Annotated in this window: 12 protein-coding genes; 11 read left to right on the top strand and 1 reads right to left on the bottom strand. The window is 46.3% G+C overall.

The genetic code is table 11. The features are described 5' to 3' along the window. The first annotated feature begins 31 nt into the window (after positions 1 to 31). The 4 genes from BC343_RS07130 (at position 32) to BC343_RS07115 (ending at position 5,341) form a co-directional block, all read left to right on the top strand. Positions 32 to 898: a hypothetical protein gene (locus BC343_RS07130; RefSeq protein WP_078347076.1), complete on the top strand. Its 867-nt coding sequence runs from the start codon at positions 32 to 34 to the stop codon at positions 896 to 898. A 110-nt stretch (positions 899 to 1,008) separates the two neighbouring features. Then, entirely contained in the window at positions 1,009 to 2,097 is a 1,089-nt protein-coding gene (mnmA, locus tag BC343_RS07125) for a tRNA 2-thiouridine(34) synthase MnmA (RefSeq protein ID WP_078347074.1), read from the top strand. A gap of 352 nt (positions 2,098 to 2,449) precedes the next feature. Then, a complete protein-coding gene (gene topA / locus BC343_RS07120; protein WP_078347264.1) occupies positions 2,450 to 4,852 on the top strand; it encodes a type I DNA topoisomerase in 2,403 nt (800 codons plus the stop codon). 84 nt (positions 4,853 to 4,936) lie between these two features. After that, complete coding sequence (locus tag BC343_RS07115) at positions 4,937 to 5,341, top strand: hypothetical protein (RefSeq protein WP_078347073.1); 405 nt, start codon at positions 4,937 to 4,939, stop codon at positions 5,339 to 5,341. Here BC343_RS07115 and BC343_RS07110 read toward each other — a convergent pair. Continuing rightward, positions 5,336 to 6,847 carry a gluconokinase gene (locus BC343_RS07110; protein ID WP_078347072.1) on the bottom strand — a complete coding sequence of 504 codons (1,512 nt, stop codon included), beginning with the start codon at positions 6,845 to 6,847 and terminating at the stop codon, positions 5,336 to 5,338. The two genes, BC343_RS07115 and BC343_RS07110, sit on opposite strands and share 6 nt — an antisense overlap. 285 nt (positions 6,848 to 7,132) lie before the next feature. On the opposite strand from BC343_RS07110, the gene BC343_RS07105 reads away from it, so the two are divergent. From BC343_RS07105 to BC343_RS31865, 7 genes are read left to right on the top strand one after another with little or no spacing between them, the layout of a single operon-like run. Beyond that, positions 7,133 to 7,522, top strand: a complete 390-nt coding sequence (locus tag BC343_RS07105) for a response regulator (RefSeq protein ID WP_078347071.1) — start codon at positions 7,133 to 7,135, stop codon at positions 7,520 to 7,522. Then, positions 7,500 to 8,594 (top strand): sugar transferase, encoded by a 1,095-nt coding sequence (locus BC343_RS07100; protein ID WP_078347070.1) that lies wholly within the window; start codon positions 7,500 to 7,502, stop codon positions 8,592 to 8,594. Before BC343_RS07105 ends, BC343_RS07100 begins: the two co-directional genes overlap by 23 nt. A gap of 6 nt (positions 8,595 to 8,600) precedes the next feature. Next, positions 8,601 to 9,281 carry a TolC family protein gene (locus tag BC343_RS07095; RefSeq protein WP_078347068.1) on the top strand — a complete coding sequence of 227 codons (681 nt, stop codon included), beginning with the start codon at positions 8,601 to 8,603 and terminating at the stop codon, positions 9,279 to 9,281. A 3-nt stretch (positions 9,282 to 9,284) separates the two neighbouring features. After that, positions 9,285 to 11,432, top strand: coding sequence for an exopolysaccharide transport family protein (locus tag BC343_RS07090; RefSeq protein ID WP_078347067.1), 2,148 nt, complete (start codon positions 9,285 to 9,287; stop codon positions 11,430 to 11,432). A gap of 47 nt (positions 11,433 to 11,479) precedes the next feature. Further along, a complete protein-coding gene (locus tag BC343_RS30955; protein ID WP_156088739.1) occupies positions 11,480 to 11,623 on the top strand; it encodes a hypothetical protein in 144 nt (47 codons plus the stop codon). Positions 11,624 to 11,637: 14 nt separating this feature from the next. Further along, complete coding sequence (locus BC343_RS07085; protein WP_078347066.1) at positions 11,638 to 13,143, top strand: O-antigen ligase family protein; 1,506 nt, start codon at positions 11,638 to 11,640, stop codon at positions 13,141 to 13,143. Positions 13,144 to 13,160: 17 nt separating this feature from the next. Next, the gene (locus BC343_RS31865; protein WP_078347065.1) at positions 13,161 to 13,775 is read left to right on the top strand and encodes an acyltransferase; all 615 of its coding nucleotides are present in this window, start codon (positions 13,161 to 13,163) and stop codon (positions 13,773 to 13,775) included.

Raw genomic sequence — 13,775 nt, 5'->3', positions numbered from 1 at the left:
ATTTACCGAAGAGGAGTTTAAAAGCCAGGTAATGCACTGGCTGGCCGATGGCGACTTTACCCCCGTTGACCTGCTAACGCCCGAAAAGCCTTATGTAATTGAACAGCGGTACATCCCGCTTTATTTTTTTGCCGGCGATTATGAGGGCAAATATAATGTATTGAGCAGAAGCGGCAGGGTTGAGCAGGGCGACATCCCCATTAGCGGCAAGTTCGAGGTACTTTGCTATGGCGGCACTCAGCCCGAAAAAGAGCTGGGGTTTGCGGAGGCTTATATTCCTTTTATTGATTTCAGCACTGCTGCGCCCTCGCCCAAAGCGAGCTCGGCTACCAAGGTAATAAAAATAAAAGCCGTTGAACCCGATACCGCCTGGCAACGTTCGGGCAGCTTAGTGGCGGCCGACCAGGTTTACCAGCAACTTATGGCCCGCGATAGCAGCAAAGAATATAGCCACTACCTTAAATACGATACCCAACAAATGAGTTGTATCGGCCTGCCCTTTTATTACATCGAATTTAAGTACAACCGCATTGAGTATGCTGTTTATACCAATGGCGTAACGGGCGAACTTATTGGCGAACGCCCCTTTGCCTACGGCGCAAAGCCACCAACACGCTGGCGCACATTTTGGAAGTATTTTGGCATGGGCTGGGGTATTTGGTTTTTGATGGTAGTAGCCGAACTATTGTTATTCGGCCTGCCCGATCCGGGCGTAAAGCGGGCCTTTGAACCGGTCGTGAATTTCTTGAGCGTTTTCCTGATCTTCATATTACCCATTGCTTTATCAACTCTATTTTTCGGCTTTATAAAGAACGCTTACTTTGCCAAACCACGCCGTATACGCCAGCAAACGCTGGATATGATATTAACAGGACGGATGCCGGCGCCTTTTGCATAGATATAATAAGCTTAACAACCACTCACAACTCTCTATTCACCACTCACCATCAACCATTTTACCCTCTACTGACCCATCATAAGAGCTAAAGCCTTATCTTTGCGCCCAATATGAGCAAGCACGGAAGAATATTAGTGGCCATGAGCGGCGGAGTTGACAGTTCGGTAGCAGCAGTGATGCTGCACGAGCAGGGCTACGAGGTGATAGGCCTTACCATGAAAACATGGGATTACGCTTCATCGGGCGGCAGCTCTAAAGAAACCGGCTGCTGCAGCCTGGATAGTATTAATGATGCCCGCGCATTGGCAGTTGGCTACGGTTTCCCGCATTATATATTGGATATCCGCAACGAGTTCGGCGATTTTGTGATTGATAACTTTGTTGACGAATATCTTGCCGGCCGCACGCCAAACCCATGCGTACTGTGCAACACGCATATTAAATGGGAAGCCCTGCTAAAACGTGCCGATAAACTCGATTGCGAATTTATTGCCACCGGGCACTACGCCAACATCCGCCTGCAGGATAATGGCCGCTACGTAATATCAAAAGGTAAAGACGAAAATAAAGACCAAAGCTATGTGCTGTGGGGCGTTTCGCAACGCAACCTGGCGCGTACCAAATTCCCGTTAGGCAGTTTCTCTAAACCGGAGATACGCCAAATGGCCGTTGACATGGGCCAGCTTGAACTTGCCGGCAAAAGCGAAAGCTACGAAATATGCTTTGTGCCCGATAACGATTACCGCTCTTTCCTTCGCCATAAGGTTGAGGACCTTGACGAGCGCGTTGGCCCGGGCAATTTTGTACTAACCGACGGCACCATAGTAGGCAAACACCAGGGCTATCCTTTTTATACCATTGGCCAGCGCAAAGGCCTAGGCATTGCTTTGGGCAAACCCATGTTTGTTACCAAAATAGATCCGCACACCAACACCGTGGTTTTAGGCACTGCCGACGAACTGGAGAAGAAAGAAGCCTGGGTGCGTAACCTTAACCTGGTAAAATACGAAAGCATCCCCGAGCCGATAGAGGCCGTAACCAAAATACGTTATAAAGATGCCGGTACCGAAAGCAAAATAGTGCAAATAGGCGACCACATGAAGGTATCCTTCGATCACATGGTATCGGGCATAGCCCCCGGCCAATCAGCGGTATTTTACGAGGGCAACGATTTGCTGGGTGGCGGATTTTTATTGTAAGAAATCCGCAGCTCCGCGTTAGGGATTGCAGCGGAAAGCCCACAGCCGCGGGCAGGAAAGCGGGATGGGAAGGGCGAGGACTTGCAGCGGAAAGCCCGGCCCGCAGGGAACGCCATAATAATTTTCCTCACTACTAAACTCTCCCTAAATTAAATCAACACTTCTTTACGAATGATCTTTAAACGAGAAGATAAAGAAAATCGAGCTGCCTCATTACTAAAAATCCTGCTCGCCAAAGCGACCATTACGTTCGAAAACTCTTTCTGAAAAGCAAGTTTAAGACACTCACTTGGAAAATCTTTTTGCGTTTCTACCGCATTTTATGTTTTCTTTGCAAAAAACAACATGCTTAATGGCCAAAAATTTACTCATAGTTGAATCGCCGGCGAAAGCCAAAACCATTGAAGGGTACCTGGGGAAAGACTTCACCGTGAAGTCGAGCTACGGGCATATCCGCGACCTGGTAAAGTCGGAAGATGCGATAGATATCAACAACAACTTCTCGCAAAAATACGAGGTACCTGCCGATAAGAAGCAGGTAGTGAGCGAATTAAAGAAATTAGCAAAGGAGGCCGAAACGGTATGGCTCGCATCCGATGAGGACCGCGAGGGAGAAGCCATATCATGGCACTTGTTTGATACATTGAGCCTGAAAGACAGCAATACCAAGCGCATTGTTTTTCATGAGATAACCAAACCGGCCATTCTAAAAGCGATAGATAACCCGCGTAAAATAGACTATAACCTGGTAAATGCCCAGCAGGCACGCCGCGTTTTAGACCGTTTGGTGGGCTTTGAACTTTCTCCCGTGTTGTGGAAAAAAGTAAAACCATCGCTTTCGGCAGGCCGTGTACAATCGGTAGCCGTTAGGTTGATAGTTGACCGCGAACGTGAAGTGAATAAATTCCAGTCGGAAGCGGCATTTAAAATAGTAGCCATATTTAGCAAAGGCAGAAACGCATTCAAGGCCGAACTGACCGAACGCTTTGCCAAACAGGATGATGCCGAGAAGTTTTTGCAAGATTGTGTGAAGGCTATCTTCGATGTAAAATCGTTAGATACCCGCCCAACCAAACGCTCGCCGGCAGCGCCATTCACCACCTCTACCCTGCAGCAGGAAGCCAGCCGCAAGCTGGGCTATTCGGTTGCGCGTACCATGCAGGTGGCACAAAGGCTGTACGAATCGGGGTATATCACCTATATGCGTACCGACTCGGTAAACCTGTCGGACGTAGCCTTAGCCGCAGCGGCAAACGAAATTACCAGCGCCTGGGGCGAAAAATACCACCAACCGCGTAAGTATAAAACCAAAAGCGCCAGTGCACAAGAGGCGCACGAGGCCATACGCCCTACTTATTTTAACAATCATACCATCGATGGCGAATCGGCAGAGAAACGTCTGTACGAGTTGATATGGAAACGCGCCATAGCATCGCAAATGAGCGAGGCACAGTTTGAGAAAACGGTAGCTAAAATTGGCATATCAACCCGTAGGGAAGAATTGGTGGCCAATGGCGAGGTAATGAAATTCGACGGCTTTTTAAAGGTATACCTGGAAAGCAACGACGATGAGGACGATAATCAAAACGCCGACGGCGACAACGCTATACTGCCGCCGTTGACCAAAGGCCAGCTGCTGGAATTGCAGGAAATGACCGCTACCGAGCGTTTCAGCCGCCCGCCGGCCCGTTACACCGAGGCAAGTTTGGTGAAGAAGTTAGAAGAGTTGGGCATAGGCCGCCCGTCTACTTACGCTCCTACCATATCCACCATACAAAACCGTGGTTATGTGGTGAAGGAAGAGCGTGAAGGGCGTGTACGTAACTTCAGGGTGTTGACGCTGAAAAACGAAAACATCACCAAAGAAGAAAAAAGCGAGAATACCGGTGCCGAACGCGGTAAACTGTTCCCTACCGATATTGGTGCCGTGGTGAACGACTTCTTGGTGCAGCACTTTAACGGTATTGTTGATTTTAACTTTACCGCCAGCGTAGAAAAAGAATTTGACGAAATAGCTCAGGGTTTAAAAGACTGGACCAAAATGATCCGCACCTTTTACGACCCTTTCCATAACGACGTAGAAAACACTATACAAACAGCGGATAAGGCCACCGGCGAACGCGAACTGGGTGTACACCCCGAGAGCGGCAAAAAAATGTCGGTACGCATTGGCCGCTATGGCCCCTTTGTACAGGTAGGCGAAAACGCCAGCGACGACAGCCCGGAGAAACCGCTGTACGCCAGCCTGCGCACAGGTCAAAGCATAGAGACCATTACGCTGGAGCAAGCCTTAGAACTGTTTAAACTACCAAAAGTAGTTGGCGAATACGAAGGCAAAGTAATGAAAGTGGCCATTGGCCGCTTTGGCCCATACATAAGCCACAACAGCGCCTTTGTATCGTTACCAAAAGAGATCGATCCGCTCGACGTTACCGAAGAGCAGGCTATTGAACTGATAGAGGCCAAACGTAAAAAAGATGCCGAGAAACTTATTAAATCGTTCCCCGAGGATGAAAGCGTAAAAGTTTTGAATGGCCGCTGGGGCCCGTATATCGAATTTGGCAAACTGAACGTTAAGATACCAAAGGATAAAGACCCGGCTTCGCTTACCTACGAGGATTGCAAGGCTTTGGCTGATGCAGCACCGAAGGATGTAAAAAAAGGCCGTTTCGGCAAAGCAGCACCGGCAGCTAAGGCTGCGGCGCCTGCTAAAAAACCGGCAGCTAAAAAGAAAGCACCGGCGAAGAAGAAATAGTTATTGGTTGATTGGGTTAAGTGGTGAGTGGTTGCTTTTATAACTATTCACCAATCAACTCAATCAACCACTCACCATCGAACAATGTTAAAAGACCTCCCCCAAAATACCGTTAAAGATATAGGCATTGCTGTTGCGCTGGAAGGCGAAAGCATAGAAAGCAAAACCTGGTATGTATACCTCATTAACCTGAAAGATGTTGCGTTGGAGACGGTATTGGTAACATCTAAAGGCTATGGAGAAAAGGATGGCGAGCAGGTAAAAACATCTGTACTTAGGCATGCTTTCCCTGAAGTTGCGCCTAAATCGTTTAAACTGATAGAGCCTATAGACGAAGCTACCTTCGGGCTGAATAACGAGTACTGGCTAAGCTACTACATCGGCAACCAGATCTACGACAAAAAATTCATCTTTCTGCCTGAGAGTATCATTGATGCCAATTTTATCAAACTGCCTGTAGTAAACAAGCCGGGCGTGATGATATTATAAGCCTAAAGCGTGCAGGGCATGCATACTGCCGTTCATATCCTCGTATAGCTTTTTGTAGATAGGGAACACCTTACTGTAAACCGTATGGTTTGCAACATTGGGCATTACCGTGTTGCTTTGGGCAGTCTCCCTGTAAAGTATGTCTTGCACATCCAACCCCAATGCCTGCATAGCCAAATAAATGGCACCCATGGCAGAAGAATCGCCGCCGGGCAGCAACACAAGTTTCTTACCCGTAATATCGGCCAGTAGCTGCACCCACACCGGGGAGTTGATAAAGCCGCCGCTCACCACAATTTCGCTCACTGTTTCCTGCGCCGATTCTTCTACCGCCTGCAGCACGTGGTACAACGCAAAGCAAATTCCCTCAAGCCCTGCACGCAAAAAGTGTTGCTGCTGATGCTTAAAAGTTATGCCGGCAAACGTGCCGGTGCTTTTGGTATCCCAAATAGGTGCGCGTTCGGCAAACAGGTAAGGTAAAAACAAAAGCCCTTCGCTGCCTGCGGGTACAGCCTCTATCCTATCAAAAAGGGTATCGTAATTTTCGGGCGCTGCCTCCAGTTGTAAAAAGTTCTTCAGCAGCCAATCCGCCGCAGCCCCACCGTTGTTTACTGCGCCGCCGCAAATAAAGGTTTGCTCGTTTAGCAAGTAGTTAAACGTCATGGCGTGGTAGTTATAGACGGGTTTACTGCTGCCTACACGTACGGCCCCGCTGGTGCCAATGGTAAGCGCAGCCACGCCGGGGCGCACGGCATTGCCGCCAAGGTTGGCGCAGCAGCCATCGCTTGCGCCTATTACGAAGGCAGTTTCGGTACCTATGCCGGGTAGCAAATCACTCGGCTGCTTTAGGTAACGCATATGCCCTGTGCTTACCGGTACCGATAGCTTATCCGCAGTTACTCCTGCCAGTTGAAGCGAACCCGCGTACCATTCCTTCTCTAAAATATCCAGCATACCGGTAGCCGAGGCAATGGAATGATCCACCTCGAACACGCCGAACAGCTTATGCCATATAAATTCCTTTATCGAAATAAACTTGTGCGCCCGCCCGAACAGTTCGGGTTGGTTTTGGCGCAGCCATATCAATTTGCACAAAGGCGACATAGCGTAGATTGCCGTCCCCGTATTGTGGTAAATTTGCTCACCCTGTTTGCTTGCGCGGATATTTTCGGCAATTTCCCCGCTGCGGGCATCGGCCCAAAGTATGGCATTTGCCAGTGCGTCCCCCTTTTTGTCCACCGTCAAAATGCTATGCATGGCTGCGCTGAAGCTAATTGCAACGGGTGAAGTGCCCATTTTTACAACTATTTGTTTTACGCATAAAATAAATGCGTCCCAAATCAAATTTACGTCCTGTTCTGCAAAACCGGGGCGCGGATTTTGCGTTGAAAGGTGTTGTTGGGATGTGGCTACCACAGTGCCTTCCGCGTCAACAGCAACAGCTTTTGTGCTGCCGGTGCCAAGGTCAACCCCGATGTAATATTTATGTGTGTTGGCGTACGGCATACAAGCATTAAAAAAATAAAACGCTGGCTAAGTTATTGTATAAAGTAATCCACATTGGCACTATTTGTCAACATTTTGGAACTTATCAGTGGCGAAGCCGTTAAGCAATAAATTTTTAGGCTAATTTTAATAAAAATATAGGCCGTAGGTTTTTGCTTTATAAGCTACTTTTAATTATTTGATAATGAATTTAAACTGTTCACATACATTATCAAGAAAACTTTTTATAATGCTTTTTAATTTAAAAGTGTCATATTTATAGCAGAAAACCCCCATACTATCGGCATGAAGAAAACTTTATTAATTGTTGATGACGATCTAAGCATATTAAAATTGCTCAACTTTATTTTGAGCAAGGATTATGAAATTGTTGTTAAAAACAATGGTATTGAGGCCTTTAGCTGGCTGGAAGACGGGCATATGCCAAAGCTCATTATATCCGACTTGCAGATGCCTTATTTCGACGGCCAATCATTTATCAAGAACGTGAAAATCAGCGGCTTTTACCGCAACATACCTGTTATTATGTTATCCGCAGCACACGATCTGGAAGAACAAGTAGCTAATATGCCGTTTAAAGTTGAGGCTTATATACATAAGCCCTTTAACCCCACAACCTTAAAAACCGCCATTAACCAAGCCTTACAAGTTTATGACGCTTCAGACAGCAACTGATTGGAACGAAAATTCGGGATCGCAGATCAGGGTTGCCTACGCGGGCACTGAACTTAAAGACCTGATTGCTAACGACCTGCACGATAGCTTCCGCGTGGCTTTCAACGATACGCTGGGCGCGCTGGAAGACTACCTGGGCAACCAATCGATCCTTACCATCCCCGAAATTATTTTGGTGGAGGTTGATAAAGACGAGAAATGCTTTGAACTGGTAGAAAAACTTCGCAAAAATTTCCTCATGAACGGGGTAATTATTGTAATGCTATCTACCCGTAACGATAAAAAACTGGTGCAAAAAGCCATGCAAATGAAATTGCACGATTTTTACACCTACCCTTTCTCTACATCCGACCTGCGCGAGCGCCTCAACTTTTTGGTGCGTTTTAAACTAATAAAACCGCGTCTGTTGGAGCTTTCTAAAGAGGTTGACATTACCTACCAAATGCCCGCAGGCAAGCGTTTCCTCGATCTGTTTATTGCAGGCAGCATGCTCATCGGGCTTTCGCCGGTAATGCTGGTGGTGGCCATACTCATCAAATTAGATTCTAAAGGCCCTATATTTTACAAAAGCAAACGCGTTGGTACGGGTTACAAGGTGTTCGATTTTTATAAGTTCCGCTCGATGCGTACCGATGCCGACCAGCTGTTAGCACAAATGGCCGTAACCAATAACCAGTACGCTGCCGAAGAAGAAGGCGCAACCAAATCGGCCTTTGTTAAAATTAAAAACGACCCGCGTATTACCAAGCTGGGTAACTTTTTGCGTGGAAGCAGCTTAGATGAATTGCCGCAGTTGTTCAACATACTACGTGGCGATATGTCTGTAGTAGGCAACCGCCCGCTGCCTGTTTACGAAGCCGAGATGCTAACATCAAACGAATGGTCGATGCGCTTTTTAGGCCCTGCCGGCTTAACCGGTTTATGGCAGATAAGCAAACGCGGCAAAGAAGATATGAGCGAGCGCGAGCGTAAAAAACTCGACAACTTTTATGCACAGAAATATTCGTTCTGGCTGGACGTTAAAATTATTTTAGGTACTGTACCTGCTTTGTTCCAAAAAGAGAAAGTTTAACTATCTATGAATTTCAAACTTAAACTGTTAGGTATATTATTAGTTAGTTCCTTTTTTGTGCAGCAAGTGCGCGCGCAGGAAACCTTAATACCAGATATTAATTACGGGTACCTCGAAAAACTAATAGCCACAGCTAAAAAGAACTACCCCGAAATTAAAGTACGCCAGGCACAGGTAGATGCTGCACGGGCAACCTATCATCAGGCCAATGTATCATGGCTGGATGCTTTTACCGCTTCTTATATTTATAGCCCCAAAAGCTCGCTTAATCTTATACAGCCCACTATTTTTAACGGTTACCAGCTAAGCATATCTATCAATTTGGGGCAATTTTTGGCAAAACCATTTGCATCAAAAGCAGCTAAAGAGGCCGTGAAAGTAGCACAATTTCAACAGCAGGAGTACGACCTGCAATTGGCAGCTATTGTAAAACGTTTTTACTTTCAGTACCTGGCCGCACAGGCCGACCTGCGCCTGCGTTCGGGCGCGGTGATTGACGGGCAAACGGCCGTAAAACAACTGAAGTACTCATTTCAAAAAGGCGAAACAACATTTCAGGTATATAACGAGGCTTTAACCAGCCTTTACCAGCAGGGTGGGTTTAAAGTGACGGCAGAGCTGGCCATGTTAACCGCAAAAACCAACCTTGAGGAGGTTTTGGGCGTTAAATTAGAAGAGGTTAAGTAAAAAATGGAGTTTATAAATTTTCTGAAATTTTTATGGAAACATAAAAACCTGCTGATCATTATTCCGCTGGTTACTGTTATTATCTCCTTTTTTCTCGTAAAAAACCTTGCCGATACATACGTTTCTAAATCGCAGATAGCTACCGGTATCATTGATGAATCGCGCCATTTGCTGGATAAAGAAACCAACAGCTCTGCCCAGCAGCAGCAAATAGCCCAAAGCTTTAGTAACCTGATAGAGATAATGAAGCTTAAAAAGCTCATTAACCAGGTTTCATACCAACTTATACTACACGACCTTACCAGCAATACGCCATTTAAAAAGCCGAGCAAGCTGTTCCAGGGCATGAACCAGGCCGCGCGTGAGCATGCCATAGAAGTGTTCAAGCGCAAGTTTCAGCGCATGGAGCCTTTGGATTATTATAATAAAGACCAAAACGGGCTTAACGAGCTGTTACGCGAAATGAAATACGATGAGCGCAACCTTCGCGAAGACCTAAACATCGTACGCGACGAGGATAGCGATTTTATTTCGGTAAGCTTCCAGTCGGCCAACCCGCAGCTATCGGCCTTTGTGGTGAACGTGCTTTGCCGCGAGTTTATCAACTATTACACCAATACCATCAGGCAAAACGAAACCGATGCGGTAACCTTTTTGGGTAACCTGCTGAACGAAAAGCGCGAGGCCCTGAACCGTAAAACAGCTCAATTACAAAATTACAAGATAGAGAACGGCGTACTAAACCTCGAAGAACAATCAAAAGGCATCTTCGACCAGATAATGGTTTATAACGACCGCAAGCAACAAGCCGAAAAAGATGTTGCCTCTAACAACGGTGCATTAGCTGCTATCAATGCCAAATTCGACCCAAAGGACCGCAGCTACATTGAGGCTACTTTAAATAAATACAATACCGCAGTAGTAGGTACCCAAGAACAACTTCATGCCCTTACCGACAGGTATGTGCGCAGTAACTTTGCACCACAATACAAAGTACAGATAGACTCGCTTACCCGTCAGCTGGAGCGCGAGATAAACCTTACATCAGACAAGTATATCACCAACCCGCTTACCGGTAAAGATGCCCTTGTTGCTCAAAAAATTACTTTAGAAGTAGCACGCGACCTTGCCAAATACGGCCTTAACGCTATTGACCGTGCTTTGGGCGAGCTAAATGCCAAGTTTAACCGCCTGGTGCCTTTTGACGCTACCGTAAAAACCTACAGCTTTGAGCTGGATATTGCCAGCAAGGAGTATTTGGAAGTACTGAACAAGTACAACGAAACCAATCTGAAATCAACCTTCTCTATTAAATTACGCCAGGTTGATTTGGCAACGCCTGATGCCGCCGAGCCATCTAAAAAGATGCTGCTGATCATTCTGGCGGGCATGGGTGCTTTGGTTATTTGCGTGGTAATATTGTTTGCCATCTACTTCTTCGATGAAACTATTAAACTACCAACCGAACTGGTTGCCCAAACCAGCCTGCCTTCATTAGGCTACCTTAACACGGTAACCGGCGGCACGCTCGATCTGAGGAAACTTTGGGATGTAGAGCACCGCGATAAAATGAAGCACTTTAAAGAGCTTATCCGCTCTATAAGGTTTGAGATTGACCAGGAGTTAAAAGGCGAAAAAGTGATAAGCATTACCAGCCTTGCCCACCACGAGGGTAAAACGGTATTGGCATTAAGCCTGGCTTACTCCTACTCTATGATCAATAAAAAGGTGCTGCTTATTGATGGTAACTTTTATAACCCAACCATCACCAATACCGCCCAGCCGCATTTGTATTTGGAGGATTACTTTAAAAATACGCCATCAAACTACGAAAACGTATCGGGCACTACAACCGTTATTGGTAACCATGGCGGCGATGTTACGCTGCTGGAGCTGAGCGACGAGAAATTCATCAGCACCCGCTTTGCCGAGCTGAAGAATAAGTACGATGTTATTATTGTAGAAACCCCTGCCCTATCTACCCTGAATAAATCAAAAGAGTGGATATTGTTTGCCAATAAAGTGGTTGCAGTTTTCGAGGCCAACAAGCCTGTTAAAAAATCGCAGAAAGAAGACCTTAACTACCTGCGCAACCTGGAGGGTAAATTTGCAGGTTGGGTGCTTAACAAAGCAAGCCTGCCCGAAGATTAAGAATTGATAACGCTTGCCGTTTAATTTATTTACTTTACCTCGCCCGTATGAAAATATTGCCTCAGGAAAATATTAAGAAAGACCCATACGAGGACCTCACCCCGCTGGAAAACAAAACCCGCAAGGTGGCCATAGCCTTTGTTTTTGTTGGCGTATTTTTTTGGGCCGTTAAAATTTTGTTTCTTGCATAAAACCTGCATTGCCAATGCTTGAAAACCAGGTACAAAATAACGGGCTTATGGGCACGCTTCGCAATAAGTTGAAGCTGGGCAACATTACTACCAATACCCTGATAGTAATGCTGCTGCCGGTTGCCGTAATTATACCCGTACTGGTAGCCAAACTGGGCGTTATGGGCATAGCCGCAGTATTTGTTATAGCCCTTGGCATCCCCATACTCTTCGGCATTATAGCTTACCCAAAATTCGGCATAGCCGCGTTTATGGTTACGGCTTTTATGCTCAACTATGTATCGGAGCCCTTGCCGCCCGATGCACCTACCGGTATTCTGCTCGATGTGATCACCTACCTGCTCATCTTCGGTTTTTTTGTTAAAAAGAAGTTTGACGGCAACTGGGATTATTTTAAAAACCCCATTACCTACCTCATTATAACCTGGCTGGGCTATAACTTTTTAGAGGCGGTAAACCCTGCATCACCATCTATCCTCGCATGGGTTTACACCGTGCGTACGGTGGGCTTTATTATGCTGATGTACTTCGTTTTCCTTTACCAGATAAACGATATCAAATACATCCGTTTTTTATTTAAACTATGGTTAGGGCTCTGCTTGTTCGCCGCCGCGTCAGGCTTTCAGCAAGAGAATTTCGGGCTAATGGAGTTCGAGCGCAAATGGTACTATTCAGATCCCCTGCGCCTCAGCTTCTTATACATTAACGGGCACTTGCGCAAGGTGGCAATTTTCCCCGATCCGGTTACTTTTTCCTACAACATGGTGGTGGCTGTTGCCATGTGTATTTGCTTTTTAATGCTCAAAATAAGCACCGGCAAAAAAATATTCCTGATTTGTATAATCCCTTTTTATATCTTGACCATGCTTTACAGCGGTACCAGGGGCGCTTATGTATTGCTACCGGCCGCTTTGGCACTGCTTGCTATATTAAAGTTTAACAAGCAAATACTTATGGCTGTGCTTGCGGCAGGGTTTATGCTGGTTATAGTTGTATTTATGCCAACTTCAAACCCTACAATTAAACGTTTCCAATCGGCCTTCAACCCAAGCGCCGATGCTTCGTTTAATGTGCGGGCCGAAAACCAGCGGCGCATAAAACCGTATATATTGTCGCACCCTATAGGAGGCGGCCTTGGCTCGGTAGGTATTTGGGGGCGCAGGTTTGCGCCAAACTCTATGCTTGCTAAATTCCCGCCCGATAGTGGTTTCGTACGCGTAGCGGTTGAGATGGGATGGATTGGCTTGCTCTTGTTTTGTACGTTATTGTTTGTAATTTTATACACGGGGATCAACCATTATTTCCTGATCAAGAACCCCGAGTTAAAGGTGTATTGTTTGGCCATGGTGCTTACCATATTTATATACAATATAGGTAACTATCCGCAGCAGGCGCTCGTACAATACCCATCGAACATCCTGTTCTACATGGCCAGCGCGTTGCTTAATGTAACCCTGCGGCTTGATATTGCAGAGAGGAAAGCGCAAGGCGATAAGAGCGTTGAAAAATTGATAGCTTGATTTAATTTTTTTTATAGATGTCGTTACTTGCAGTAATTAAATCTCACCCCCGTATAAAAAAATTTGTCCATTGGCTTATCGTAAGGTCGGGCCATTCCAGGCCGCGCATTTGGGTGCGCTGGTTTGTAAACCCGTTTTTTCACGAACGCAGCGGCAAAGCCATTGTAGGCCGCTATGCCCGTATGGACCTGTTTCCGTTTAACGATTTTAAACTGGGTGAGCACAGTATTGTAGAAGATTTTGCCGCGCTTAACAATGGCGTAGGTGCAATTTTAATAGGGCACCACGTTGGCGTGGGCCTGTCAAATACCATTATAGGCCCGGTTACGCTGGGCAATTATGTAATGATGGCGCAAAACATTGTGCTATCGGGCCTTAACCACGGCTTCGAGGATATCAACACCCCTCCGCGTATCCAAAAAGTGGTAACCAAACAAATCACCATAAATGATAATGTTTGGCTTGGTGCCAACTGCGTAGTTACTGCTGGCGTTACTATTGGCCAACACGCCGTAATTGGTGCGGGCAGCGTGGTAACTAAAGATATCCCGGCGTATAGCGTTGCTGTTGGCAACCCCGCCAAAGTGATAAAAAAGTACAACTTCGATACCGGCACCTGGGAGAAAGTATAA

This window comes from Mucilaginibacter pedocola, assembly GCF_002013915.1.
Classification (GTDB): Bacteria; Bacteroidota; Bacteroidia; order Sphingobacteriales; family Sphingobacteriaceae; genus Mucilaginibacter; species Mucilaginibacter pedocola.
The sequence above is the reverse complement of the archived record's forward strand: the minus strand, read 5'-3'. Positions and strand labels throughout refer to the sequence as shown.

Bases quoted from the DNA above. Each gene is read 5' to 3' on its own strand.
- BC343_RS07130 (WP_078347076.1), top strand. From the start codon at position 32: ATGCACTGGCTGGCCGATGGCGACTTTACCCCCGTTGACCTGCTAACG.
- mnmA (WP_078347074.1), top strand. From the start codon at position 1,009: ATGAGCAAGCACGGAAGAATATTAGTGGCCATGAGCGGCGGAGTTGAC.
- topA (WP_078347264.1), top strand. From the start codon at position 2,450: ATGGCCAAAAATTTACTCATAGTTGAATCGCCGGCGAAAGCCAAAACC.
- BC343_RS07115 (WP_078347073.1), top strand. From the start codon at position 4,937: ATGTTAAAAGACCTCCCCCAAAATACCGTTAAAGATATAGGCATTGCT.
- BC343_RS07110 (WP_078347072.1), bottom strand. From the start codon at position 6,847: ATGCCGTACGCCAACACACATAAATATTACATCGGGGTTGACCTTGGC.
- BC343_RS07105 (WP_078347071.1), top strand. From the start codon at position 7,133: ATGAAGAAAACTTTATTAATTGTTGATGACGATCTAAGCATATTAAAA.
- BC343_RS07100 (WP_078347070.1), top strand. From the start codon at position 7,500: ATGACGCTTCAGACAGCAACTGATTGGAACGAAAATTCGGGATCGCAG.
- BC343_RS07095 (WP_078347068.1), top strand. From the start codon at position 8,601: ATGAATTTCAAACTTAAACTGTTAGGTATATTATTAGTTAGTTCCTTT.
- BC343_RS07090 (WP_078347067.1), top strand. From the start codon at position 9,285: ATGGAGTTTATAAATTTTCTGAAATTTTTATGGAAACATAAAAACCTG.
- BC343_RS30955 (WP_156088739.1), top strand. From the start codon at position 11,480: ATGAAAATATTGCCTCAGGAAAATATTAAGAAAGACCCATACGAGGAC.
- BC343_RS07085 (WP_078347066.1), top strand. From the start codon at position 11,638: ATGCTTGAAAACCAGGTACAAAATAACGGGCTTATGGGCACGCTTCGC.
- BC343_RS31865 (WP_078347065.1), top strand. From the start codon at position 13,161: ATGTCGTTACTTGCAGTAATTAAATCTCACCCCCGTATAAAAAAATTT.